The sequence below is a fragment of the Curtobacterium sp. GC_Cur_3 genome (genome assembly GCF_026544205.1).
Classification (GTDB): domain Bacteria; phylum Actinomycetota; class Actinomycetes; order Actinomycetales; family Microbacteriaceae; genus Curtobacterium.
Map to the genome: position 1 here is coordinate 1 of NZ_JALNUI010000040.1, position 23,569 is coordinate 23,569.

General features: G+C 71.6%; 22 protein-coding genes. 10 read left to right on the top strand and 12 right to left on the bottom strand.

What is annotated here, in order from left to right; all coding sequences use genetic code 11:
• Positions 1-25: 25 nt before the first annotated feature.
• Positions 26-1,621: a DHA2 family efflux MFS transporter permease subunit gene (locus OXR63_RS16315; RefSeq protein WP_267424983.1), complete on the bottom strand. Its 1,596-nt coding sequence runs from the start codon at positions 1,619-1,621 to the stop codon at positions 26-28.
• Positions 1,618-2,226 carry a PadR family transcriptional regulator gene (locus OXR63_RS16320; RefSeq protein ID WP_267424984.1) on the bottom strand — a complete coding sequence of 203 codons (609 nt, stop codon included), beginning with the start codon at positions 2,224-2,226 and terminating at the stop codon, positions 1,618-1,620. Before OXR63_RS16320 ends, OXR63_RS16315 begins: the two co-directional genes overlap by 4 nt.
• A gap of 146 nt (positions 2,227-2,372) precedes the next feature.
• On the opposite strand from OXR63_RS16320, the gene purS reads away from it, so the two are divergent.
• From purS to OXR63_RS16340, 4 genes are read left to right on the top strand one after another with little or no spacing between them, the layout of a single operon-like run.
• The gene (gene purS, locus OXR63_RS16325; RefSeq protein ID WP_267424985.1) at positions 2,373-2,642 is read left to right on the top strand and encodes a phosphoribosylformylglycinamidine synthase subunit PurS; all 270 of its coding nucleotides are present in this window, start codon (positions 2,373-2,375) and stop codon (positions 2,640-2,642) included.
• Between the two features lie 5 nt (positions 2,643-2,647).
• Entirely contained in the window at positions 2,648-3,343 is a 696-nt protein-coding gene (gene purQ, locus OXR63_RS16330) for a phosphoribosylformylglycinamidine synthase subunit PurQ (RefSeq protein ID WP_267425010.1), read from the top strand.
• 35 nt (positions 3,344-3,378) lie between these two features.
• The gene (gene purL / locus OXR63_RS16335) at positions 3,379-5,760 is read left to right on the top strand and encodes a phosphoribosylformylglycinamidine synthase subunit PurL (RefSeq protein WP_267424986.1); all 2,382 of its coding nucleotides are present in this window, start codon (positions 3,379-3,381) and stop codon (positions 5,758-5,760) included.
• Between the two features lie 13 nt (positions 5,761-5,773).
• On the top strand, positions 5,774-6,694 hold the full coding sequence (locus OXR63_RS16340; RefSeq protein WP_267424987.1) for a 2-hydroxyacid dehydrogenase: 921 nt from the start codon (positions 5,774-5,776) through the stop codon (positions 6,692-6,694).
• A gap of 17 nt (positions 6,695-6,711) precedes the next feature.
• Here the strand turns inward: OXR63_RS16340 and OXR63_RS16345 are convergent, their stop codons facing one another.
• Positions 6,712-7,875: a lactonase family protein gene (locus OXR63_RS16345; protein ID WP_267424988.1), complete on the bottom strand. Its 1,164-nt coding sequence runs from the start codon at positions 7,873-7,875 to the stop codon at positions 6,712-6,714.
• 77 nt (positions 7,876-7,952) lie between these two features.
• Entirely contained in the window at positions 7,953-8,276 is a 324-nt protein-coding gene (locus OXR63_RS16350; RefSeq protein WP_267424989.1) for a chorismate mutase, read from the bottom strand.
• 101 nt (positions 8,277-8,377) lie between these two features.
• Here OXR63_RS16350 and OXR63_RS16355 point away from each other — a divergent pair, with 101 nt between their 5' ends.
• Positions 8,378-8,782, top strand: a complete 405-nt coding sequence (locus tag OXR63_RS16355; protein ID WP_267424990.1) for a DUF1304 domain-containing protein — start codon at positions 8,378-8,380, stop codon at positions 8,780-8,782.
• A gap of 146 nt (positions 8,783-8,928) precedes the next feature.
• Here OXR63_RS16355 and OXR63_RS16360 read toward each other — a convergent pair whose 3' ends face one another.
• Positions 8,929-9,945: an iron-siderophore ABC transporter substrate-binding protein gene (locus OXR63_RS16360; RefSeq protein WP_267424991.1), complete on the bottom strand. Its 1,017-nt coding sequence runs from the start codon at positions 9,943-9,945 to the stop codon at positions 8,929-8,931.
• 58 nt (positions 9,946-10,003) lie between these two features.
• Here OXR63_RS16360 and OXR63_RS16365 point away from each other — a divergent pair, with 58 nt between their 5' ends.
• Positions 10,004-10,888 (top strand): shikimate dehydrogenase family protein, encoded by an 885-nt coding sequence (locus OXR63_RS16365; RefSeq protein WP_267424993.1) that lies wholly within the window; start codon positions 10,004-10,006, stop codon positions 10,886-10,888.
• Here the strand turns inward: OXR63_RS16365 and OXR63_RS16370 are convergent.
• Genes OXR63_RS16370 through OXR63_RS16380 form a run of 3 tightly spaced genes read right to left on the bottom strand, consistent with a single transcriptional unit; the run spans position 10,885 to position 12,669 of the window.
• On the bottom strand, positions 10,885-11,838 hold the full coding sequence (locus tag OXR63_RS16370; protein WP_267424995.1) for an SDR family NAD(P)-dependent oxidoreductase: 954 nt from the start codon (positions 11,836-11,838) through the stop codon (positions 10,885-10,887). The genes OXR63_RS16365 and OXR63_RS16370 overlap by 4 nt on opposite strands.
• A gap of 10 nt (positions 11,839-11,848) precedes the next feature.
• Positions 11,849-12,244 carry a YchJ family protein gene (locus tag OXR63_RS16375; RefSeq protein WP_267424997.1) on the bottom strand — a complete coding sequence of 132 codons (396 nt, stop codon included), beginning with the start codon at positions 12,242-12,244 and terminating at the stop codon, positions 11,849-11,851.
• On the bottom strand, positions 12,244-12,669 hold the full coding sequence (locus OXR63_RS16380; RefSeq protein ID WP_267424998.1) for an organic hydroperoxide resistance protein: 426 nt from the start codon (positions 12,667-12,669) through the stop codon (positions 12,244-12,246). Before OXR63_RS16380 ends, OXR63_RS16375 begins: the two co-directional genes overlap by 1 nt.
• Positions 12,670-12,805: 136 nt before the next feature.
• Here OXR63_RS16380 and OXR63_RS16385 point away from each other — a divergent pair, with 136 nt between their 5' ends.
• The 3 genes from OXR63_RS16385 to OXR63_RS16395 all read left to right on the top strand — a co-directional run bounded on the left by OXR63_RS16385 (position 12,806) and on the right by OXR63_RS16395 (position 15,180).
• Positions 12,806-13,489, top strand: a complete 684-nt coding sequence (locus tag OXR63_RS16385; protein ID WP_267424999.1) for a hypothetical protein — start codon at positions 12,806-12,808, stop codon at positions 13,487-13,489.
• A 170-nt stretch (positions 13,490-13,659) separates the two neighbouring features.
• A complete protein-coding gene (locus tag OXR63_RS16390; protein WP_267425000.1) occupies positions 13,660-14,388 on the top strand; it encodes a hypothetical protein in 729 nt (242 codons plus the stop codon).
• Between the two features lie 60 nt (positions 14,389-14,448).
• Positions 14,449-15,180, top strand: coding sequence for an SOS response-associated peptidase (locus tag OXR63_RS16395; protein WP_267425001.1), 732 nt, complete (start codon positions 14,449-14,451; stop codon positions 15,178-15,180).
• A gap of 73 nt (positions 15,181-15,253) precedes the next feature.
• Here OXR63_RS16395 and OXR63_RS16400 read toward each other — a convergent pair whose 3' ends face one another.
• The 4 genes from OXR63_RS16400 to OXR63_RS16415 form a co-directional block, all read right to left on the bottom strand.
• Complete coding sequence (locus OXR63_RS16400) at positions 15,254-20,704, bottom strand: Ig-like domain-containing protein (protein WP_267425003.1); 5,451 nt, start codon at positions 20,702-20,704, stop codon at positions 15,254-15,256.
• A gap of 226 nt (positions 20,705-20,930) precedes the next feature.
• Entirely contained in the window at positions 20,931-21,260 is a 330-nt protein-coding gene (locus OXR63_RS16405) for a hypothetical protein (RefSeq protein ID WP_267425005.1), read from the bottom strand.
• A 59-nt stretch (positions 21,261-21,319) separates the two neighbouring features.
• A complete protein-coding gene (locus tag OXR63_RS16410) occupies positions 21,320-21,652 on the bottom strand; it encodes a hypothetical protein (RefSeq protein WP_267425007.1) in 333 nt (110 codons plus the stop codon).
• Positions 21,653-21,892: 240 nt separating this feature from the next.
• Positions 21,893-22,288 carry a hypothetical protein gene (locus tag OXR63_RS16415; protein WP_267425008.1) on the bottom strand — a complete coding sequence of 132 codons (396 nt, stop codon included), beginning with the start codon at positions 22,286-22,288 and terminating at the stop codon, positions 21,893-21,895.
• A gap of 470 nt (positions 22,289-22,758) precedes the next feature.
• Here OXR63_RS16415 and OXR63_RS16420 point away from each other — a divergent pair.
• The coding region (locus tag OXR63_RS16420) for a VanZ family protein (RefSeq protein WP_267425009.1) at positions 22,759-23,569 on the top strand (811 nt) is incomplete at its 3' end.

Sequence of the window (23,569 nt, forward strand, 5' to 3'; positions counted from 1 at the left end):
GGCTCCTCAGGACGTGCGCCGACGGCTAGGCGCCGACGTGCTTGCCGTGGTGCTCGGTCGCGGCGAGCTCCTGGTCGGGAGCACTCGGGGCGGCCGGGGCCTCGGCGTCGGGCTGCGTCGTGACCGAGCCGGTCTGGGCCCAGGCCACGGTCTGCTTCGGCTTCGCGAGGAACAGCGCGGCGACGATGGCCGCGACGAGCACGACCGCCGGCAGGATGAGCGACTGCCCCATCGCCTTCGAGAACGGGTCGAGCAGGAAGCCCGGCAGCGATCCGACCTGCTGCTCGGCTCCGCCCGCGGACGCGCCGCCCGACTGCGACGGGAAGTTGGCCGTGATGCGGGCCTCGATCAGTGCGGCGATGCCGGCCGACCCGAGGACGGCACCGATCTGCCGCGTGGTGTTGTACACGCCCGACCCGGCACCGGCGAGGCGCGGGGAGAGGTTGCGCGTCGCCGAGACCGAGAGCGGGCCCCACATGCAGGCGTTCGCGAGGCCGAGGAGTGCGCTCGGCAGGAGCACCCATCCCCAGTCGGCGTTGGCACTCAGCAGGGCGGCGAACCAGAACAGGCCGCCGGAGAAGCAGGCGAGGCCGAACGCGGCGACCCAGCGCGGGTTCCACACGGTGAGCTTCTTGCCGACGAACGGTGCGAGCCCGGCCGAGATGACGGCCTGCGGCACGAGCAGCAGCGCAGCCTGGGTCGGCGAGAAGCGGAGGACGTCCTGCGCCCACAGCATGATCGGCAGCGCGAACGACGAGATGGCGACGCCGACGGCCGTGATCGCGATGTTCGCGAGGGTGAAGTTGCGGTCCTTGAACAGGCCGAGCGGCAGCAGCGGCTCGCCCTTCTGCACGCCCTGCCACACCACGAAGGCGATGAGCACGACGATGCCGGCGATGATCAGCGACCAGACCGAGATCGGGCCGGTGATGGTGCCCCAGTCGTAGGTCTCGCCTTCCTGGATGCCGAAGACGAGCAGGAAGAGGCCGACCGCCGAGAGCACGATGCCGAGGTAGTCGAAGCGGTGTCGGTGGCGGTCGAACGTCGGGACGAAGCGCTGCGCGAGCACGAAGGCGACCACGCCGACGGGGACGTTGACGAAGAAGATCCACTCCCAGCCGAAGCCGTCGACGAGCAGGCCGCCGAGGATCGGGCCGACGAGCGAGGCGACACCGGCGACCGCGCCCCAGAGACCCATGGCGGCACCACGGTTCTGCGGCGGGAAGATGCGCGTGATGACGGCCATCGTCTGCGGGGTCATCATCGCGGCGCCGAGGCCCTGGACCACGCGGGCGATGATGAGGACCTCGATGGAGCCGGCGAGGCCGCACCAGAGGCTGGCCAGGGTGAAGACGACGAGGCCGACCTGGTACAGCACCTTCGGGCCGAAGCGGTCACCGAGACGCCCGGTGATGAGCAGCGGCACCGCGTACGCCAGCAGGTAGGCGCTGGTCACCCAGATCACGGCGTTGATGTCCGCGTCGAGGGCCTTGGCGATGGTGGGGGTGGCGACGGACACGATGGTCGAGTCGACGAGGATCATGAAGAAGCCGACGACCAGGGCCCAGAGGGCTGGCCACGGCTTCTTCTCGGTCGTCCGCGTGGGCGTGACGGTGGTCATCGAGGGGGTTCCTTGCTGTTCGTGGAGTTCTGGGGAGGGACGGCCGGGCCGTCCCAGGGGATGTCGCCGCTGCTGATGCGCTCGACGGTGGAACCAAGCCACTCGATCTGCGCGGTGAGCATCGCACGCACGTACGACACGTCGAGCCAGTAGCGGTCCGACAGCTGTTTCTCATGCACCCGGTCGATCGCCAGGTCGTACTCGTCGCGCTGCTGCTCGAGCGCGACGATCCGTGCCCGGACGGCATCGACCGCCTCGGCCCGCGGCAGGTTCTCGAGCACGGAGAGCGCCAGGTGGAACTCCGGGTACTCGTCGGCAGGCTCGGTCACCATGCGGCGGAGGCCCTCGGCGAGGGCGGCACGACCGGCGTCGGTGATCGTGTACGTCGTGCGCTCGGGGCGGTTGCCTTCGCGGTCCGTCCCGACGACTTCGGCCAGACCGAGCTCCGCGAGGCGGCCGACCTGGTGGTAGAGCGTGCCGGGCCGCACCTTGACGTTCCGCTCCTCCTGGCGGTGGAGCATCGTCTGGAACATCTCGTACGGGTGCATCGGCGCCTCGTTCAGGAGGTCCAGCGCGGCGAACGCGAGCGGTGTGAGCGACGCCATCCGAGCCTCCTGTCCGTGTTCGATCCCGAATGTTCGACTTGGAATATACGTGATCGAACAGTTCTCCACAACCGCACGCTGCGCGACGCGCGCGCCACCTAGACTGGAGCGGTCCCCACCCGATTCCCCCGTGCTGGAGTGAACACGTGCCAACGATCGTCGTCGAGGTCATGCCGAAGGCCGAGATCCTCGACCCCCAGGGCAAGGCGGTGGGCAACGCCCTCGCCCGCCTCGGCAAGAACGACCTGACCAACGTCCGCATCGGCAAGCGATTCGAGGTGCACGTCGACGGCCCCGTCGACGACACCACGCTCGCCGAGGTCCGCGAGATCGCGGTCGACGTCTTCTCCAACGCCGTGATCGAGGACGTCGTCTCGGTCACCGTCGCCGACACCGAGGACGGCGTCGCCAAGTGACCGCCATGCGCATCGGTGTGATCACGTTCCCCGGTTCGCTCGACGACCGCGACGCCCAGCGCGCGGTTCGTCTCGCCGGTGCCGACCCGGTCGCCCTGTGGCACGGCGACCACGACCTGCAGGGCGTCGACGCGATCGTGCTGCCCGGCGGGTTCTCCTACGGTGACTACCTCCGAGCCGGAGCCATCGCCGCGAAGGCACCGATCATGGCCGAGGTCATCGACGCCGCGGGCAAGGGCATGCCCGTGCTCGGCATCTGCAACGGCTTCCAGATGCTCGCCGAGGCCCGTCTGGTCCCGGGCGCCCACACGCGGAACGCCCACCAGCAGTTCATCCGCCGCGACCAGAAGCTCCGCGTCGAGAACGCCGGCACCGCCTGGACGAACGGCTTCGACGCCCAGCAGGAGATCACCATCCCGCTGAAGAACGCCGACGGCCGCTTCGTGGCGGACGCCGACGGGATCAAGCGCATCGAGGACAACGGCCAGGTCGTCTTCCGCTACGTCGGCGTGAACCCGAACGGGTCGATCGACGACATCGCGGGCGTCTCGAACGAGCGCGGCAACGTCGTCGGCCTGATGCCGCACCCCGAGCACGCGACCGAGCCCGGCTTCGGCCCGGACACCCCCGCGGCGATGGCCTCCGGTACGGACGGCCTCACCTTCTTCACCTCCGTGATCGAGTCGACGCTCGTCAAGTGACGACGCCGACGCCAGTGACAGGGAACAACACCACCGTGACGACCCACGTGCGCCCGAAGCCCGACACCGTGCAGGACGCCGCCGAGACGCCCGACAAGGAGCAGCCCTACGAGGCGCTCGGGCTCAAGGCGGACGAGTACGCGAAGATCCGCGAGATCCTGGGCCGCCGCCCCACCTCGGGTGAGCTCGCGATGTACTCCGTGATGTGGTCGGAGCACTGCTCGTACAAGTCGAGCAAGAACTACCTGCGGCAGTTCGGCCAGAAGGTCACGCCAGAGATGAAGAAGGACCTGATGGTCGGCATGGGCGAGAACGCCGGTGTCGTCGACGTGGGCAACGGCTGGGCGGTGACCTTCAAGGTCGAGTCGCACAACCACCCGTCGTACATCGAGCCGTACCAGGGCGCTGCCACCGGCGTCGGCGGCATCGTCCGCGACATCATCTCGATGGGCGCCCGCCCGGTCGCCGTGATGGACCAGCTCCGCTTCGGTGCGATCGACCACGAGGACACCGCGCGCGTCGTGCACGGCGTCGTCGGCGGCATCTCGTTCTACGGCAACTGCCTCGGCCTGCCGAACATTGGCGGCGAGACCTACTTCGACCCGGTGTACCAGGGCAACCCGCTCGTGAACGCCCTCGCCGTCGGGGTCCTCCGCCACGAGGACCTCCACCTGGCGAACGCGTCCGGCACCGGCAACAAGATCGTGCTCTTCGGCGCACGCACCGGTGGCGACGGCATCGGCGGCGCGTCGATCCTGGCGTCCGACACCTTCACCGAGGGCGGCCCGACGAAGCGTCCGGCAGTTCAGGTCGGTGACCCCTTCGCCGAGAAGGTCCTCATCGAGTGCTGCCTCGAGCTGTTCCAGAAGGACCTCGTCGAGGGCATCCAGGACCTCGGCGCCGCGGGCATCTCGTGCGCCACGTCCGAACTCGCGAGCAACGGCGACGGCGGCATGCACATCTCGCTCGACGACGTCCTGCTCCGTGACCCCACGCTCACGGCCGAGGAGATCCTCATGTCGGAGAGCCAGGAGCGCATGATGGCGGTCGTCCGTCCCGACAAGCTCGACGCCTTCCTCGAGGTCGTCGGCAAGTGGGAGGTCGAGACCAGCGTGCTCGGCGAGGTCACCGGCACCGGCCGACTCGTCATCGACTGGCAGGGCCAGGAGATCGTGAACGTCGACCCGCGCACCGTGGCCGTCGACGGCCCCGTGTACGACCGCCCCGTCGCCTACCCGACCTGGCTCGACGAGCTCCAGGCCGACGGCGCCGAGTCGCTCGACCGCCCGGAGACGGGCCCGGCGCTCAAGGCCCAGTTCCTCCAGCTCCTCGGGTCGCCGAACCTGTCGGACAAGCGCTGGATCACGAACCAGTACGACACCTACGTGCTCGGCAACACCGCGCTGTCCTTCCCCGACGACGGCGGCATGATCCGCGTCGACGAGGAGACCGGCCTCGGTGTCGCGATCGCCACGGACGCGAACGGCCGCTACTGCCAGCTCGACCCGAAGCAGGGTGCCCGTCTGGCCCTCGCCGAGGCCTACCGAAACGTCGCCGTCACGGGTGCCGTCCCCGCGGCCGTCACCGACTGCCTGAACTTCGGGTCGCCGGAGAACCCCGAGGTGATGTGGCAGTTCTCGCAGGCCGTCGAGGGCCTGGCGGACGGCTGCATGGAGCTCGGGATCCCGGTCACCGGCGGCAACGTGTCGTTCTACAACCAGACCGGTTCGACGCCGATCCACCCGACGCCGGTCGTCGGTGTGCTCGGCGTGATCGACGACGTCGCCAAGCGCATCCCCTCGGGCTGGCAGGACGACGGCCACAACCTGTACCTGCTCGGCACGACGAGCCTCGAGCTCGACGGCTCCGCGTGGGCGGGCACCGTGCACGGGCACCTCGGCGGGCGTCCCCCGGTGGTCGACCTCGGCCGTGAGAAAGCGCTCGGCGAACTGCTCCGTGCGGCGACCGACGAGCAGCTGCTCACGAGCGCACACGACCTGGCGGACGGTGGCCTCGGCCAGACGCTCGCCGAGGGCGTCCTCCGCTTCGGTGTCGGCGCGCGCGTCGTGCTCGACGAGCTGCAGGAGCGCGACGGGATCGACCTCGCGACCGCGCTGTTCTCCGAGTCGACCGCTCGTGTCGTCGTGTCCGTCCGTCGAGAGGACGACGTCCGCTTCCAGGGCCTGTGCAACGGCCGGGCCTTCCCGGTCCTGCGCATCGGCGTGACCGACGGGCACTCGCAGGCGCTCGAGGTCCAGGGGGCGTTCACCGCCAGCATCGAGGAGCTGCGCACCACGCACGGCTCGACGATGCCGACCCGCTTCGGCGACGTCATCCAGGAGACCGTGACCGAGGGCGTCCTGGGCCGTGGCCCGCTCGCCTCGGACGGCACCTTCTCCCCCCGCACCGACAGCTGAGCGGCGGAACGCGATGTCGATCGTCACCCTGCCCTTCGCCGAGCTCGTCGACCGGTTCGGCCCCGTGCCGGACGGGATCGAGCTCGACGTGTGGGACGTCGAGGCACCCTACGGTCGCCCGGACGACGTCGCCATCGCGTTCCTGCCGTTCTACTTCGCCGGGCGGCACCGCTGGCAGTACGTGCACGACCTGCCGAACCTCCAGCTGCTGCAGCTGCCGAGCGCCGGCTACGAACACGCGCTGCCGCACGTGCCGGGGCACGCTGCCCTGGCGAACGGCCGGGGCATCCACGACGACGAGACCGCCGAGCTCGCCGTCGGCCTGACGCTGACGGTGCTCCGCGAGATCGGGGCCTTCCAGTTCGACCGCGCCGCCGGCATCTGGGACGCCCGTGAGACCCGCTCGCTCGCCGACCGTAGCGTGACGGTCGTCGGGTACGGGGCGATCGGCGGCGCGATCGCGACGCGCTTCGAGGCCTTCAAGACCGACGTCCGCGTGGTCGCCCGCACCGCTCGCGAGCAGGACGGCCGCCACGTGCACGCGTTCGGCGAGCTCCCCGAGCTCGCGCGGACGACCGACGTCCTCGTGCTCATCGCACCGCTCACCGACGAGACCGAGGGGCTCGTCGACGCCGACCTGCTATCCGCGCTGCCCGACGGCGCCGTCGTCGTGAACGTCGCGCGGGGCAAGGTGGTCGACACGGACGCCCTCGTCGCCGAGCTGCAGAGCGGTCGGCTGTCGGCAGGGCTCGACGTCACCGATCCGGAGCCGCTGCCCGAGGGGCACCCGCTGTGGACGACGCCGAACACGGTGCTCACGCCGCACGTCGGGGGCAACACGGACCTCAGCGTGCCGCGGTCGATCGAGCTGATGCGCCGGCAGGTCGCCGCGCTGGCCGAGGGTCAGGCGTTCGAGAACCTCATCGAGCGCTGACCCGCGACCGGCCCGGGCTAGACCGGGACGACGCAGGTGGGGGTGCCGACGGCGATCTGCGCCACGGCCTCGCCCGGCACGCCGTCGTCCCCGACGGGCAGCACCGCGATCGCGTCGGAGCGTTCGTTGGCGACCAGCACGAACCCGGGCACGCGCGCGAAGTGCCGCGGCCAGGCCCCACCGCACGGAGCACTGCCGACGACGGTGAGCCCGCCGTCCGACGCGTCGAGCACGACGATCACGTCACGACCACGGACGGCCACGGTCACGCGACCGGTGTCGTCGGCCTCGATGTGGCTCAGCAGGGAGTCCCCGGTCGGCCCGTCGAAGGTGTCGACCGACGCGATGACCCGCAGCACGCCGGTGTCGTCGCGGCGGAGACGATGCACGCGGCCGTCGAGCTCCCCGGCGACGATGAGGTCACCGTCGAACCAGGTCATGTGCCGCGGGCCGGCTCCCGGCGCGACGTCGTGCACCCGCACGGGCACGAGCGACAGGGCACCAGCACCAGCACCGGCATCACCAGCGGCACCAGCACCACCAAAAGCACCGGCAGCCCCGGACATCTCGACCCGGAACTCGTGCAGCGTGTCCCCTCCGAGGTCGGCGACGAGCAGCGTGCCGTCCGGCGTCGGCACAGACTGGTGCGCGTGCGGCCCGTCCTGCCGATCCGCAACAGGACCGGAAGCAGCAGGACCGGAAGCACCAGGACCGGAAGCAACAGGACCGGGCCGACCAGGCAGCGCCACCGTCGCGATCGCCGACGCCGGCACCACCACGGCCCCGGCGGACCCCCGCGCCCCCACGACCCCGTCACTCGCGGCGACCGAGGCAGCGAACGACTCGGCAGCAGCCAACGACACCGCGGTCACGGTGCCGGAGACGTAGTTCGTGACGACGAGCGCCCCGGACGGATCGACCTGCACGTGGCACGGCGCGTTCCCCCCGGCACTCGCGGTCCAGAGGTGCTCGAGTGCGGCACCCGAGCGGCGGAACGCACTGACGCTGCCCTCGGCGGTCTCGGACACGGCGTAGACACGGTCCCCGGAGACGGCGAGGAACGAGGGGTCGTCGAGCACCGCGACCGTCGCTGCGACTCCACCGTCGACGAAGGAGATGCCGGTCGCGTTCCCGCCGCCCGTGGCCGTGTACGACCCGACGAGCAAACGCAGGCCAGCCACAGCAGACGCAGACGCAGACGACGCAGCAGACGCAGACGACGCAGCAGCAGCCGCCGCAGCCTCGGAACCGCCGTCGCTCACGGAGCGTCCGCCGCGATCTCCGCGCCCACGGCGATGCGCTCGTGGTGGTGGATGACCTCGGCGACGATGAAGTTCAGGAACTTCTCCGCGAACGCCGGGTCGAGGTGCGACTCGGCAGCGAGCGACCGGAGCCGTGCGACCTGGATCTGCTCGCGACCCGGGTCGGCGGCGGGCATGCCGGCGCTGGCCTTGAGGTAGCCCACGCGCTGGGTGTACTTGAACCGCTCGGCGAGCATGTGGATCACAGCGGCGTCGATGTTGTCGATGCTCTGCCGGATGCTCTGGAGTTCCGCCACGGCCTCGTCGTCGTACTCGCTCATGGACAGAGCCTAGCGGCGGACCCCGAACCCCAACCCCGAACCCCAACCCCGAACCCCGAACCCGAACCTCAGCGTGCGCGGTGTCTGTGAGAATGGAACGCATGTCAGCGCTCCTCGTGATCTCGTGTGTGTGCGCAGTCCTCGCCGGACTCGTGCACGTCTACATCTTCTTCCTCGAGTCCGTGGCGTGGACCAGCCCCCGCGTGCGGAAGATCTTCGGGATCGCCTCCGACGCCGAGGCCCGAGCCACCCGCTCGCTGGCCTTCAACCAGGGCTTCTACAACCTGTTCCTCGCGATCGGCGCGGTCCTCGGTGTGGTGTTCGTCGCGACGGGCAACCCCGCGACCGGCTGGACCCTCGTGGTGTTCTCCACCGCGAGCATGCTCGCCGCCGCCGTGATCCTCGCGGGCACGGGCCGTCGCTACCTGAACTCCGCCTTCGCCCAGGGCACGCTGCCGCTCATCACCCTGCTCTTCGCCTTCCTCGGGTCGATGTTCGCCAACTGAGCGGACCCCGAGTCCCAGCCGGCCGAGCGGCCAGCAGAACACCGGACCCCAACGGCCAGGAGGCCCGCCCCACCACCCACGGACCGCGAGCGGTCCCGAGATGGCGGGTCGGGCCTCCTGTCTGTCAGAGGGCGCGACCGCGCGTGTCAGCCGAGCTTCTTCGCGAACTCGGCCGGCAGCCGGTCCAGCGCCCACTCGATCGCCGCGGTGGTCCCCATCGAGAACGCGGACGACACGTCCTTGTCGTCGAAGACGATGTCGTGGCCGGCCTGCACGGACGGCACCTTCTGGAACAGCGGGTCGGACTCGGCGGCCGAGGCTTCGACGTAGATGGGCAGCACGACGGTCAGGTCGGCGTCCAGCAGGTCGAGGTTCTCGTTCGAGAGCCGGACGGAGAACTCCTTGCCGGCTTCCTGGTCGATCTTCGGCGGGATCTCGAAGCCGAGGTTCCGCATGAAGGTCGCGCGGCTGTCGCGGGAGGCGTAGGCGCCGAAGCCCTCGGACGTGTACGCGGCGATGACGGCCGACTTGCCCTGGAACTCCGGGTGCTCCTTGCGCGCTGCGGCGTAGGCGTCGTCGACCCCGGACAGGAGCTTCTTGCCCGCGGCGACCTTGCCGAGCGCCTTCGCGATCATCGTGGTCTGCTGCGTGGTCGAGGCGAGGTAGTTCTCCCCGCCCTTCGGGATCGCCACGGTCGGGGCGATCGCCGAGAGCTTGCTGTAGCGGTCCTTGTCGCCCGAGGACTTGACGTCGAGGATCAGGTCCGGCTTGAGCTTGAGGATGTCCTCGTAGCTCGGCTCGAGCGTGTTGATGATCTTCGGGGACTTCGTGTACGCGCCCTTGAGCCACGGTCCGACGCCGTCGCCACCGAACGCGAGCCAGTCGCTCGCACCGACGGGCTGCACGCCGAGCTCGAGTGCCGTCTCGGCGTCACCCCAGCCGAGGGCGACGACGCGCTTCGGTGCGGACTTGATCGTCGTCGTGCCGAGGCCGGTCGTGATCGACACCGGGAAGGCCCCGTTGCCGGAGGCCGACGCGGACGCCGCGGGGTCGGACGAGGAGCCGGAGGAGCACCCGGCGAGGACGAGCGAGGCGGCCACGACGGCGCCGGCAGCGGCGAGCACGCGGCGGAGGCGCTGCTTGGGGGAGGAAGGACGGATCACAGAGGTAAGGCTACCCTAAGAACCACACTCCGAACGGGGATGGCTAGGCTGTCCGACCGTGACACCGTCGTACGCGGACCCGCACCGCACCCACCTCGCCGTGCTCGGCTCGCCGATCGCGCACTCCCTCTCCCCCGCCCTGCACGAAGCGGCCTACGCCGCCCTCGGGGTGCCGTTCACGTACGGGAGGCACGAGGTCGCGTCCGGCGAGCTGGACGCGTTCGTCGCGGGGCTGGGTCCAGGGCAGCCCGGGCTGCGTGGCCTGAGCCTGACGATGCCGCTGAAGCGCGAGGTGCTGCCGATGCTCGACAGCACGACGCCGCTCGTCGACGAGCTCGGCGTCGCCAACACGGTCGCGTTCCGGCAGGTCGGTGAGAGCGTGCGTCGCGTCGGCGCGAACACCGACGTCGAGGGGCTCGTCCGCCCGGTCGAGGCCCTCGGGCACGTGCCCGGCGAGGCCACCGTCCTGGGCGGCGGAGCCACCGCGGCGAGCGCGATGACCGCGTCACTGCGACTCGGTGCCCAGCTCGTGCGGGTCTTCGTGCGGGACACCGCGCGGGCCGGTGCGCTCGTGCGGCTCGCGACGCGGCTCGGCGTCACCCTCGAACTGCACCCGCTCGAGGAGCTCGCCACCGCGGGGCCGCTCGGCTTCGTGATCTCCACGCTCCCCGGCGGTGCGGCAGACGACCTGCACCTGACGCCGTCCGGGCCCGACGCGGTGCTGTTCGACGTGGCGTACGAGCCGTGGCCCACCGCGGTCGCATCGCGGTGGGAGTCCGGCGGCGGTCGAGTGTTGAGCGGCCTCGACATGCTGACCGAGCAGGCGATCGGCCAGATCCGGTTCTTCCTCAGCGGGGACCAGGAGGAGATGCTGCCCGACGAGGCCGCGGTGCGACGGGCGATGCGGACGGCCGTGGGGCTGTCGGCGGCGATCACCGCCTAACGGCGGGCGCGGGCCTCGGCGTCGACCAGGGCGAGCGAGACGTCCCACAGTCGGTCGGCGGCCATCGGGTCGAGTGCCCACGGCAGCACGCCGTGCAGGCCGTCGCGCACGGCGTCGACGACCTCGGCCTCGTGGCAGTCCTCGAAGTAGCGTCCGGTGACGTCGGCCAGCTCCGGCGCGGTGGCGAGCAGGACGGAGGTGGCGGCGCCCTGCTCCGGGGTCTTCACGAGGTCACCGGCGGCCACCTTCGTCGCCGCCAGGACGTCCGGGTCCCAGTGCTTCTGCAGCCCGGTCCAGATGCCGCCGGGCATGCAGCAGTTGGCGGTGATGCCGTCGGCCGCCCAGTGCCGCCCGACCCCGACGGCGAAGAGCGCGTTCGCGGTCTTCGACTGCGCGTAGGCGAGACCGGGGTCGTACGCGCGACGCCGGAAGAAGAGGTCGTCGAACACGACGGGCGAGGAGCCGTGCCCGCTCGACGACAGGACGACGATCCGTGCGGAGCCCGAGGCTGCCAGGGCGTCGTGCAGCCCGAGCGCCAGGGCGAAGTGGCCGAGGTGGTTCGTCGCGAACTGCGACTCCCACCCGGCGGCCGTGTAGGTCTCGGGGGCGTCCATGATCCCGGCGTTGGCGACGAGCACGTCGAGTGTGCCGGTCCAGGCAGCGGTGACGGACGCGATCGACGCGGGCCGGTCGAGATGCAGTTCGACGACCGTCGGTGCTGCTCGCCCGGTGGTCGCCGCGATGTCCTCGGCGACGCGCTGCCCGGCGACGACGTCCCGCACCGCCAGGGTCACGGTCGCCCCGGCGCCGGCCAGTGCCCGGGCGGTCTCCACCCCGATGCCCGAGGCCGCTCCGGTGACGAGCGCGGTCCGGCCGGTCAGGTCGATGCCCTCGAGGACCTCGGCCGCGGTGGTGCGGGCGCCGAAGGTGGTGATGTCTCGCGTGGCCATGGGGCTCCCGTCAGGAGACGACCCCGTCGACGTAGGACCAGCGGCCCTGCTCACGGACGAAGTCGCTCGTCTCCTCGAGCGTGCCACGGTCGGTGTCGGACCGCCACCACGCGCGGAACGTGACCTGTCCCCGGGAGTCGAACGGGCCTCCGTCCCGGGTGGCCACGATGTCCAGCCGCGTCCAGCGCTGCTCGGGGTCGAGCTCGAGGGACGTCGGGCGCGTGCTCGGGTGCCACGAGTCGAGCAGGTACACGGGCAGGCCGAGCGCGAAGGCCGAGAAGCGGGAGCGCATCAGGCGTTCCGCGGTCGGGGCGGCAGCGCCGGCGTGGAGCGGGCCGCAGCACTCGTCGTAGGGGTTGCCGCTGAGGCAGGGGCAGCGCGTCGTGACCGCCGGCAGCGGGCTCATCAGTCGACGAGCGAGAGCGTGACCGTGATGTTGCCGCGGGTGGCGTTCGAGTACGGGCAGATCTCGTGCGCACGCTCGGCGACGCGCTGCCGCTGCGGCTGCTCGACCGCGGGCGTGTAGACGTCGAGCTCCACGGCCAGCCCGAACTCGCCGGTGCCCGTGCCGCCGATGCCGACCTCGGCCGAGACCTCGGCACCGGTGGTGTCGACGCCGAGCTCGCGGCCCGCGGCGTGCAGGGCACCGAGGAAGCACGCGGCGTACCCGGCAGCGAAGAGCTGCTCGGGGTTGGTGCCCTCGCCGCTGCCGCCCATCTCCTTCGGCGGACGGGTGTCGAGGTCGAGACGGTCGTCCTCGCTGCGGACGTGTCCGTCTCGGCCGCCCCCGGAGGCGTGGGCGACGGCGGTGTAGACGATGTCGAGACTCATGGAGCCAGGTGAGCGCCTCTGTCTGGACGATCGCTGAACCCCGGCACCACGACCGGTGTCCGCCGCTCCCCCGCCATCGCCGACCGGGCGTGTCCCGCACCGCCAGCCGCGAGCACCGCGGTCCGAGGAGTAGAACGTGAGGATGTTCTCCCTGGGTTGGCGCGCGTTCCGCGACCACGTGTGCCGGTCCGTCCCCGCGGACCGGCGGCGTCGAGCCACCCGCATCGGTGCCCTCGTCGCCGCCCTCGCCCTGGCCGCGCTCGTGATCGTTGGATCGGTCGCCCCCTGGCTGGACCTCGGCGAACCCCTGACCTGGGTGGGCATCGTGCTGCTCGCGATCGCCGTCGGTCTCGTGGGGGTCGCTGCGGTGCCGCTTCGACCGCGGTCCGCTGACGGGTCGCGTGTGGACTGGTCCGGGGGTCTGCTGCCAGCGCCGGACGACACCGAGCGGTACTTCCGGACACGCTCGGCGCCGACGATCCCGGAGCGGGACCGTGACCAGGTGCTGCGCCACGCGGAGGCCGCGCGTGTGGCCATCGTGCCGGAGCTCTGGCGCAGCCTCGTCCTCATCGCGGCGTCGCTGGTGGCGTTCGGCGCCGTCGTGATGCTCGACCTCCCCGGGCGCGTGGTGCTCTGGGTCGCGGTGTCGTCCGCGGCATGGTCGATCGCGGGTGCGCGGCGGCTCGGCCGCGTCGAGCGTGCCGGGAGACTCGCCGAGTCGCTGCCGTCTCCCGAGGTCGAGCCCCAGCCGCACCGCCGCGACGGCTCCCTGCGCTCCCCCACACCGCGCGGCACGAAGCTCGGGCTGCCCGAGGACTGACCGGCGGTTCGGGGCGAGCGGGCGGGACGGCGGTTCTCGTTCGCGGCCGTGACGGATCCGGTTCGCGGAACTCGGGGTTCGTCGTCCGGATCCGTCAGCGCGCAATCGGAACGCCGCCATCGCCCCGCGGGTCCGAGACATGCTCAGCTGGTTTGGGTAGGACTGACGGCGTGATCCGACTCGGCTGGCAGGTCTTCCGCGCGCACTTCGCCGACGCCGTCTCCGTCGACCGGTTCCGTCGCGCTCTCCGTATCGGCGTGCTCGCGGCTGTGGGAGCTGCCGCCGTCATGGTCGCGACCGAAGCCGCCTTCCGGTGGGCGTCGACGAGCACGGGACCGACGGTCGTGGTGATCGTGCTGCTGGCGGTCGCGACGGGCCTCCTGGCGCTCGGCTGCTGTCCGGTCGCACGGCCCCTCGACCCGGCGGCGACGATCAACGGTCGGCAGGTCCGGCCCGACACTGCGCGGACGGTGCGCGCATCGGTCAAGCCGTACCTGCGGTGGAGACTTCCCGCCGTGCGCCCGGAGGACCGGGAGGCGGTCCTCGTCGACACCGCACTGCTCCGGCGCGGGCTGGTGCTGGACCTCACGCGACTGGCCCCGCTCCCCGCTGCCGGGTCCCTTGCTGCGGTTGCTGGGTGGACGGCCGGAGTGATCCCGGCGTACATGCTGGTGTACTTCGCCCTCTGGTCCGTCGCCACGGTCGGCCGCCTCGACGAACTCGGCCGCGCCGAACGTGCCCACCGCGCCGCCGCTGCGCTGCCCCCGACCGACGCGCCCCTCACGCCGCCCACGCCGCCCACGGGCACCCGGGCGGACCGAGTCTCGCCGCCACGGACAGATCGCGCGCCGATCCCCGCACATGATGTCCGCCCAGCCGAGACTCGGCCCGGCGGCTGACCGCCTGCCGGACGCACCCGCACGCGCACGGCTGTCGGCGGGGACGGGCACACTGGGCGCATGTGTGGCCGCTTCGTCGTCTCCGACACCACCGCCGACCTGCTCCCGGAACTCATCGGTGAGCTCGCCGACCGGACCGAGCACGTGGACCAGGACACCGGCGTGGTGAGCACCGGGCTGGTCCCGAGCTGGAACGTCGCGCCGACGGACCCCGTCTCCGCCGTCCGCCAGCGCCACGGGGAGCGCGAACTCCCGCAGATCAGCTGGGGCTTCGTCCCGAGCTGGGCGAAGGACTTCCAGAAGCAGCGACCGAAGCCGATCAACGCCCGCATCGAGACCGTGGCCACGAGCGGCATGTTCAAGCGGGCCTTCGCGACGAACCGGTGCATCGTCCCCGCGCAGGGCTACTACGAGTGGGTCGTGCGCGAGGACGGCAAGGAACCCCACTTCGTGCACGAGCCCGGCGGCGCACTCGCCATGGCCGGTGTCGTGAGCGCCTGGCCCGACCCCACGAAGCCCGAGGGTGACCCGGACAAGTGGCGGCTGTCGCTGGCGATCATCACGCGGGACGCCCACGTGGCTCCCGGAGAGGTGCACGACCGGATGCCGGCGTTCCTCACGCCCGACGGCTACGACGACTGGCTCGGCGGCGACCTGGCCAGCGACGACCTGCTCGCGCTCCTCGACCACGAGTCCCTGGCGGTCGCGGCGGGCCTGGAGCAGTACGAGGTCTCCCGCGCGGTCAACAGCGTGCGGAACGACGGCCCGCAGCTCATCGATCCCGTCGCCTGACGGCGCACGGACTGGAGGCCCCGATCACGTCCGCCGAGTGGCGGGGGTGAGCGGGGCCTCCAGTCAGGACCTGCTAGCCGCGGCGCAGCGGACCGTAGGTGGGTCGACGACGTCGGAGCAGCAGCGCTGCGCCCGCGAGGAGCGCGGCCAGGGCCGACAGTCCGAGCCCGACCAGGCCGGTCGCACCCGTGAAGGCGAGCTGCGCAGCATGCGCCGCCGCAGCGAGCCCGACCGGGTAGACCACGGTGATCGTGGCCGTCACGGCCTGCCCGTCGGTGTCCGTGACCGTGTAGGGCATCTGCAGGGTGCCGGGGCGGTCAGCCGACGGGGTGAAGCGCACCGTGCCGTCCCGGACGACCCAGACGCCCTGGCCCTCGACGGCCACGCGGGAGACCTGGGTGCCGTTGGCGGGGTCGACCAGGCGCAGTGAGGCGGTCTGGAAGCGGGCGCCTCCGGTGGCGTCGTCGTTGCCGATCGGGGTGATCGTGACGGCGCGGCCCTGGGTCCCGATGACTCGGTCGTCGGTGGCGACGGCGTGCGCGACGACGGTGATGGTCGTGGTCGCGGTGGTCGTCTGACCAGCGGCGTCGGTGACCTTGTACGAGAACGTGTCCGTGCCGGTGAACCCGGCGGCCGGCGTGTAGACGTACGAGCCGTCGGCGTGCACGTTGACGGTGCCGTGCGCGGGCTTCCCGTCGAGCGCGGCGGTCAGGCCGGTGCCGCGGTCGTTGCGCAGCAGACCGTGGCGGGCGCTCACCGGCAGGGAGACGCCGGCGATGGTGCTGCCGTGGTCGTCCGTGGCGGCGATCCCCACCGTGACGTCCACCGCCGAGTCCACCCGCTGGCCGGAGGCGTCCTGCATCGTGTACGTGACGCGGTCGGTCCCGGAGAACCCGGCGGCCGGGGTGTACCGGAAGGTGCCGTCAGCGGCGATCGTCGCCGTGCCGTGCGCTGCCGCACCGACCGCGACGACGCGCAGGCGACTGCCGCGGTCGTTGCCGAGCACGCCGGGGCCCGTGACCGTCACCGGGGTGCCGGACGTGGTGCGGGCGGCGTCGGGCTTCGCGGTGGGGACGACGTCGATGGTGACGAGCGCGGTGGCGGTGTTCCCGTCGGTGTCGTGGGCCGTGTACGTGAACCAGTCACGACCGGACCAGCCGGAGCTCGGCGTGTAGACGTAGGAGCCGTTCTTCGCCAGGCGCAGGACACCGTGCTGCGGCTTCGTCTCCATGGACGCCCACAGGCCGGTGCCGGCGTCGTCGGCCAGCACGCCCTTCGCCGCGGGCATCCGCACCACGCCGTTGGTCGTCGTGGTGCTCGAGTCGTCGACCGCGACCGCGCCCACCAGGACGGTGACGGTGGTCGTGGTCGGCTGCCCGGACGCGTCCGTCGCCGTGTAGGTGAAGGTGTCCGTGCCGGAGAAGCGGGCGCCGGGCGTGTAGACGAGCGACCCGGCGGGGCCGTCGGTCACGGTGCCGTGCGCGGCCGCGCCGTGGCCCGTGACCCGCAGGCCGGTGCCGCGGTCGTTGCCGGTGAACGTGGCGCCCGCGATGCGCAGTGCCGTGCGGGCCGGGGTGCGGAGCACGTCGGCGACGGCGGTCGGGGTGACCGTCACGCTGACGGTCGCCGTGGCCGTGCCGGAGGTCGGGTCGCTCACCGTGTAGGTGAACGTGTCCGTGCCGGAGAACCCGGGCGCGGGGACGTACGTGACCGTCCCGGTGCCGCCGATCGTCGCGGTGCCGTGGCCGGGCGTGCCGACCGCGGTGACCGTGAGCGCGGTGCCTGAGTCGTTCTTCGTCACGCGGACGTCGACCGGCCGGGACGCCGTCGTGGTGGCGGTGTCGGCGAGCGCCTCCGGGGCGACGGTGATCGTGACGGTGCCGGTCGTGGTGGTGCCCGTGCCGTCGGTGACGGTCACGTCGAAGGTGTCCGGGCCGGAGTACCCCGGGGTCGGGGTGTACGTGTACGACCCGTCCTCGGCCACGTCGACGTCACCGTGTGCGGGCTTCGTGGCGTCCGTGACGGTGAGGCCGCTGCCGGTCGAGCCGACCAGGACGCCCTGGCCGGCGGGGACGACGAGCGTGCCGTCCGCGGTGGCCGAGGTGTCGGCGGCGACGACGACCGGGGTCACCGTCACCGTGACGGTGCCGGTCGCCGTGTTGCCGTTGGCGCCCGTGACCACGTAGCTGAAGGTGTCGGTGCCCGACGTGCCGGGTGCCGGCGTGTAGGTGACCGTGCCGTCGGCGTTGCGCACGACGGTGCCGGTGGTGGCGGTGCCCGTGGTCGAGGGACCGACCGCGGTGACCGTCAGGCCGGTGCCGTGGTCGTTCGCCGTCAGGTCACGCGAGGTGACGGTGACGGGCTGCCCGGCGGCTGTGGTGATCGCGTCCTTGACCGTGCTCGGCTGCACCGTGACGCGGACGATGCCGGTCGAGGTGTTGCCCTCGGCGTCGGTGGCCGTGTACGTGAAGGTGTCCGGGCCGGACCAGCCGTCGGTCGGCGTGTACGTGTACGAGCCGTCGGCGTGCAGGTCGACGGTGCCGTGGAGCGGCTCCTCGTCGATCGTCGCCGTCAGGCCGGTGCCGTGGTCGTTCTCCAGCACGCCCGCTGCCGCAGCGACCGTCAGCGTCGAGCCGGCCGTGGCCGTCGCGGTGTCGGGGGTCGCCTGGGGTCCGACGACCACGACGACCCAGCTGGTGGTGGTGCTGCCCGCGGCGTCGACGGCGTCGTAGTGGAAGGTCGCCGTGCCGGAGAACCCGTCGGTCGGCGTGAAGACGACCGCGCCGTCCTGCTCGGGGCTGACGGTGCCGTGCTGCGCGTCACGCACGCCGGTGACGGTGACGCCGGTTCCGACGTCGTTGCGGGTCAGGGCGCTCGTGGCGATGCTGACGGCCTGGCCGACCGTGGTCGTGGCGGCGTCGGGCAGGGCGCGCGGCGCGACGCTGATGGTCGCGGTCGCGGTGCCCGAGCTCCGGCCGGCGCCGTCGGTCACCCGGTAGGTGAACGTGTCGGTGCCGGAGAAGCCGGTCGTCGGTGCGTAGTCGACCTCGCCGTCGTCAGCGACGACCGCGGTGCCGTGCTCCGGGCCGGTGACGATCGTGGTCACGAGCTTCCCGCCCAGGTCGTTGCCCTGCACGTCGAGGGTGACCGGCACGTTCGCCGTGGTCGTCGCGCGGTCGTCCGCCGCCGTGGGCAGGACGACGACCGTGACGGTCGCGGTGGCCGGGGTGCCTGCACGGTCGACGACCGTGTACTCGAAGGTGTCCGTGCCGGAGAAGCCGGCGGCCGGCGTGTACGTGTACGTGCCGGTGGCGCCGTCGAGCTCGAGCGAACCGTGGGCCGGCGCGGTGTGCGCCGTCACGCTGAGGCCGTCACCGAGGTCGTTGCCGAGCAGTCCGGTCGCGCGGTCGGTCGTCACGGCGGAACCGCCGGCAGCGACGCTGACCGTGTCGGCCACGGCCTGCGGGGCGACGTGGACGGTGACCGTCACGGTGTCGGAGCCGGAGCCGTCGGTCACCGTGTACGTGAAGGTGTCCGTGCCGGAGAACCCGGTGGCGGGCGTGTACGTGTACGAGCCGTCCGGCTGCACGGCGACCGTGCCGTGGGCGGGCTGGGTGGATCCGCTCACGCGGACGTCGTGGCCCAGGTCGTCGGCCAGGAGGCCCGGGGCGGCTCCGACGGTCGGCTGTCCGGCCGTCGCGGTGACGGTGTCGGCCCCCGCGGTCGGCAGGACGGTGACAGTCACGGTCGCGGTGGTCGTGGTGCCGGAGGCGTCCGTCGCCGAGTAGGTGAAGGTGTCCGGGCCGGACCAGCCGGTGGCCGGGGTGTACGTGTACGAGCCGTCGGCGCGCAGGTCGAGGACGCCGTGCGCCGGGTCGGTGTGGGCGGTGACCGTCAGGCCCTTGCCGGCGTCGTTGGCGAGGAGCCCGTCGCTGGCGCCGGCCGTCGCGGTCGAACCGGCGTGCACGGTGACGGCGTCGGCCGCGGCGCTCGGGGTCACGGTGACCGTGACGGTGCTCGTCGCGGTGCGGCCGGAGGAGTCCTTCGCGGTGTAGTCGAACGCGTCGGTGCCGGAGAAGCGGTCAGCGGGCGTGTAGGTCCAGGAGCCGTCGGCGGCGACCATCGCGGAGCCGTGGGCAGGGGTCGTGTTCGACACGACGGACAGGCCGGTGCCGCTGTCGTTCGCGAGCACGCCGGCCGCGGGGACGCGCACCGGGGTGCTAGCGGGCGTGGTGCGGGTGTCGGGGCTGGTGCTGACGTGGGTGGCCTTCATCACGTTGGCGAAGGTCACGACGACGTCGGTGCCGTCGCTCGACACGGCCTGCGGGAAGACGAAGGACGCCGTCGTGCCGGTGCCGGTCGCCACGGTGCGGTTGCTGCCGAGGTCGACGGCCTTCCACGTGGTGGCGTAGTTCGCCGGGTCGGTGGTGCCTGACGGGGTCTGCGTCACGGTGTAGTTCTTGCCGGGCGTCGTCAGGATCGCTCCGGCCTTCCGGGTCTGCACGCCCGTGTCGGAACCGGTCGTGGTGTCGCTCGTGCCGCTGCTGGCGCTCGTGATGCCGTCGCCGGAGATCGCGAGGCCGAACTGGTCGCCGGCCGCCCAGCGCTCGTCGACCGAGGCCTGCCCGGTGACGGTGTCCGCGTAGTTGCAGGACGCCAGGTCGCTGGCGCCGTAGTTGCCGACGATCGGGAAGCTGCGGACCTGCGTACCCGCGGTCGGGTCGAGCTGGTAGATCGTCGTGGTCGCGACGTTGTTCGTCGTGACCGAGTTCGACACGTACAGGTAGCCGTCGGACGAGAACGCGATGCCGGGGCTGTTCGTGCCCGCCGGCAGGGTCGCGATGGCGGTGGTGGCCAGCGCGGTCGTGCCGGAGGTCGTCGGGACCGTCTCGGTGTTGACGCGATAGACCTTGTCGGCGGCGACGACGAACATCAGACCGCGCGAGCTGAACGCGAAGTCGCCGTTGCCCGTCTTGAGCCCGTTGATCTGGCCGACCTGGCCGAGGTACTGCTTCGTCGCCGGGTCGTACGCGCCGAGCCAACCGGTGTTGTCGCCGTAGTAGTAGATGCCGGTCGCCGGGTTGACGGCACCGCGGATGACCGGCCGAACCTTGTCCGTGGCGATCGGGTCCGACGCGGTGTTCGTCGCCGGGTCGAACGAGCGGATCGTCGCGGTGGTGCCGTTGCCCGCCGCGAACAGCGACTTGCCCTCGCGCGAGATCCCGAGGCCGTTGTTCGCGCCAGTCCCGAGGTCGGCGACGTCGACCGTCGAGCCCTTCGTGTCGCCCGTCGTGATGTCCACGGCGACGACCTTGCCGGCGCTGTTCGTCGCGTAGAGCGTGTTCTGGTCGCAGACGAAGTGACTGTCGGTCGTCGCGGTGACCGCCGAGGCAGGCGTCGACGCGACGACGGCCGTGGCCGTGCTGAGACCGGTGCCCACGAGGAGGACGGCAGCGAGCACGGCGAGGGGCCGGACGCCCGCACGGCGGCGGGGCGCAGCAGAGCGCTGGGATGCAGACAGCATGGATCACTTCCGGGTCGGGTCGGCGAAGCACGCGCCGCTCGATCTCGCAGGGACGAGAGAACGGACGTTCGCGCTGGCCTGATCCTGACAGGAAACCCGGGAGAATTGGGGACAGTGCTGGTCCCCAGTAGGGGGGACCACTCGTTCGGGGGACGACCCGACGGGCAGTGGCCCGGACATGACGAACGCCCCGCCGGAGACCGACGGGGCGTGCTGTGCAGGACGACTAGGAGGCGGTCCGGATGACGTCCGGCAGGACCATGTGGAGGCGCTCGGCGAGCTTCGCCTGGGCTTCCTCGAGCGAGCGGAAGTCGCCCACGTACTGACCGAAGGTGTCGGACACGAAGTAGTGCGAGCCCTGCTTGTCGACGGTGCCGCCGTAGTAGCCGCCGTAGTTCGCCGCCCACAGGCCGGTGTCCGGTCGAGTCCAGAGGATCGTGGCGCGTGCGGGGCGGACCGGGGCGATGACCTCGGCCTCGATGGCCGCGATGACCTCGATGGTTTCGGTGTCGAGGGTGACCTCGGTGGTCGCGTGGTGGTCGTCGATCAAGCTCATGGTCGTTCCTTCGTGTCGTGCGGGTGCTGCAGTTCGTACGGGTGCGGTCGTGGCGCTGGTCAGTCGACCGGGCGGATGACCGGCGGGAGCATCACGTGCAGGCGGTCGGCGAGGTTCGTCTGGGCGTCCTCGAGCGAGGCGAAGTCGCCCACGACGAGGCCGAACGTGTCGGAGGCGACGTAGCGGTTCGCGACCTTGTCGACCGAGCCGCCGAAGTACCCGCCGTAGTTGGCGACCCACTCGCCGTCGTCCTCCTGCGTCCAGGTGAGCTTGGCGCGGGCCGGACGGGTGCTGGGGGCGACTCCGGCCTCGAGGATCGCGATCGTGTCGACCGTCTCGGTGTCGAGGGTGAGTTCACGGTGCGTCTGCGTGCTGCTGGCGGTGATGCTCATGGCGCTGCTCCTGTCGCGATCCGGGGTACATCGTGCTGTCCCAGAAATCTAGGGCCTCGCCGATACCCGCCGCCATCCAGCCCCGGGCATTCACGGCTTCTGTTCATGCCCTCCATCAGACGGCCCCGGTTTCGCGGGGCTGATGCACCCCAGACCGGGGTACACGTCCCCCACCGGGGTACTCGCGGTTCGGACAATCGCGGATCGGGGGACAACGGCCGCGGACGACAGGTCACACCCTCACGCTGGCTCCGCGGACCTCCACGTGCGGAAGGGAGCCTTCGTCTCGAACGGGGCCGGCGCGATGATGAGCTGCGGCGTTCCCTCCTCGGCAGGGGCGACCGTCAGTCTGGTTCCGGTGCCGCTCTCGAAGACGACCAGGCGCCCCTCATGCACGATGTCCTCGAGCATGATCTGCTCCGTGCCGTCGTCGTCCTCGATCGCCACCACGCGGCCGCGGAGGGCGAGGGTGAAGCGCGTCCGCTCGCGCCGGAGTCCCGCGTGCCGCTCGAGGTACCCGTGCAGTGACTCGAAGTGCGAACCCGGCGCCCCAGGGATCTCGATCATCGCGTCGTGGAGCTCCGTGGCGAGCTGCTCGTGGTTTCCTCCCGCAGGCACCTCACTCGCCCGGAGCACGCTCAGTACCTTCCTGTCAGCCGCAGCGCGGACGTGCTCACCATGGACCCCGCGAAGAGGTCGTCCGCTGACGCAGAGCGCAGGTACTCGATGTCGATGGCACTGAGGAGTGGAGCGATCTCCTTGCGGCAGATCGCCCGGAACGTCTCGCGCTTCTCTCGGTACCCCTCGTCGGGAGGGCCTCGATGTCATCGCCGCTCGGGATCCACTCGTCGACGCGGGAGAAGATGCCCTCCGTGCTCGAGGCCCCGGTGAACTTGATCGAGACGTCGAGGTAGTACTGCACGCCCCATCGAGACGGAACGAGTTCGATCGCGACGGCGATCTCGCCATCCGTTCGGACCCACTTTCGCCTTGACCGCACGAAGCCCTCTGGGGACAAGCACGCATCGACGTCCGCGGTGATCATCGCGGCTACCTCGTGTGGCATCTGCTGAACCTACTGCCGTGCGGACGATACGGTCGCTCCCATGACGCCGCGACGGACCGAGCTGCTCGCGCGGTCGGTCCTGGTCGCGCTCGGGGTGGTCGTCGTGGCGATGGTCCTCGTCCCCGCGTCAGCGGAGGCCGCGGTGGCCGCCGTGCTCCGTGTCGCGAACGCCCTCCGCACCCGCGTCGGCCACGGCACGCTCACCCTGTCCGACGACTTCGTCCTGGCCGCGGTCGTCACCGGGGTGACCACCTGTCTGCCGGCGCTCGTGGCGGGGGCGAGACGAGCCTCCAGGCCGGAGCCCCTGCCGATCCGGCGAGCCGCGCTCGTGAGCCTGCTGGTGGCGGTGGTGGGCGCCGTTGCGCTCGCGCTCGTGAGCGCGGTGCCGTCCACCACGTTCCGGTCCCTGGTGACCGCCGCAGCCGTCGGGATGGCGCTCGGGACGCTGGGGCTGGCCGCGCACCGGACGCTGCGTGACGCGGGCAGGAGCGCGCTGCGGGCGGACGGGCGGAGTCGACGGGCTGCCGTGGTCCTCGGGGCCGTGTACGCGGCGCTCGTGGGCGTCATCGCGTTCACCGGGTCGCCGGTGGACGCCGGGGCGCAGCCGTGGCTGCTGCGGACGCTCGAGCGCCTGCACAGGATCGGACTGCCGGGGTGGTTCGACTACGCGGCGACGGAGTTCTCGGCGAACGTGGTGTTCTTCGTGCCGCTCGGCGTCTTCGTGGTGCTGCTGCTCGGTGCGCGCCGGTGGTGGGTCGGCGCGGGGACGGGGTTCCTGCTCAGCGTCGTGATCGAGGTGTCCCAGTCGCTGTTCCTGCCGGCGCGGTTCGGGTCCGTGGACGACGTCGTCT

Excerpts from the sequence above, each read along its gene's own strand:
- OXR63_RS16350 (WP_267424989.1), bottom strand. The coding sequence starts at position 8,276 with ATGAGCGAGTACGACGACGAGGCCGTGGCGGAACTCCAGAGCATCCGG.
- OXR63_RS16395 (WP_267425001.1), top strand. The coding sequence starts at position 14,449 with ATGTGTGGCCGCTTCGTCGTCTCCGACACCACCGCCGACCTGCTCCCG.
- OXR63_RS16410 (WP_267425007.1), bottom strand. The coding sequence starts at position 21,652 with ATGAGCATCACCGCCAGCAGCACGCAGACGCACCGTGAACTCACCCTC.
- OXR63_RS16320 (WP_267424984.1), bottom strand. The coding sequence starts at position 2,226 with ATGGCGTCGCTCACACCGCTCGCGTTCGCCGCGCTGGACCTCCTGAAC.
- OXR63_RS16375 (WP_267424997.1), bottom strand. The coding sequence starts at position 12,244 with ATGAGCCCGCTGCCGGCGGTCACGACGCGCTGCCCCTGCCTCAGCGGC.
- OXR63_RS16370 (WP_267424995.1), bottom strand. The coding sequence starts at position 11,838 with ATGGCCACGCGAGACATCACCACCTTCGGCGCCCGCACCACCGCGGCC.
- OXR63_RS16380 (WP_267424998.1), bottom strand. The coding sequence starts at position 12,669 with ATGAGTCTCGACATCGTCTACACCGCCGTCGCCCACGCCTCCGGGGGC.
- OXR63_RS16405 (WP_267425005.1), bottom strand. The coding sequence starts at position 21,260 with ATGAGCTTGATCGACGACCACCACGCGACCACCGAGGTCACCCTCGAC.
- OXR63_RS16400 (WP_267425003.1), bottom strand. The coding sequence starts at position 20,704 with ATGCTGTCTGCATCCCAGCGCTCTGCTGCGCCCCGCCGCCGTGCGGGC.
- OXR63_RS16340 (WP_267424987.1), top strand. The coding sequence starts at position 5,774 with ATGTCGATCGTCACCCTGCCCTTCGCCGAGCTCGTCGACCGGTTCGGC.
- OXR63_RS16355 (WP_267424990.1), top strand. The coding sequence starts at position 8,378 with ATGTCAGCGCTCCTCGTGATCTCGTGTGTGTGCGCAGTCCTCGCCGGA.
- OXR63_RS16315 (WP_267424983.1), bottom strand. The coding sequence starts at position 1,621 with ATGACCACCGTCACGCCCACGCGGACGACCGAGAAGAAGCCGTGGCCA.
- purQ (WP_267425010.1), top strand. The coding sequence starts at position 2,648 with ATGCGCATCGGTGTGATCACGTTCCCCGGTTCGCTCGACGACCGCGAC.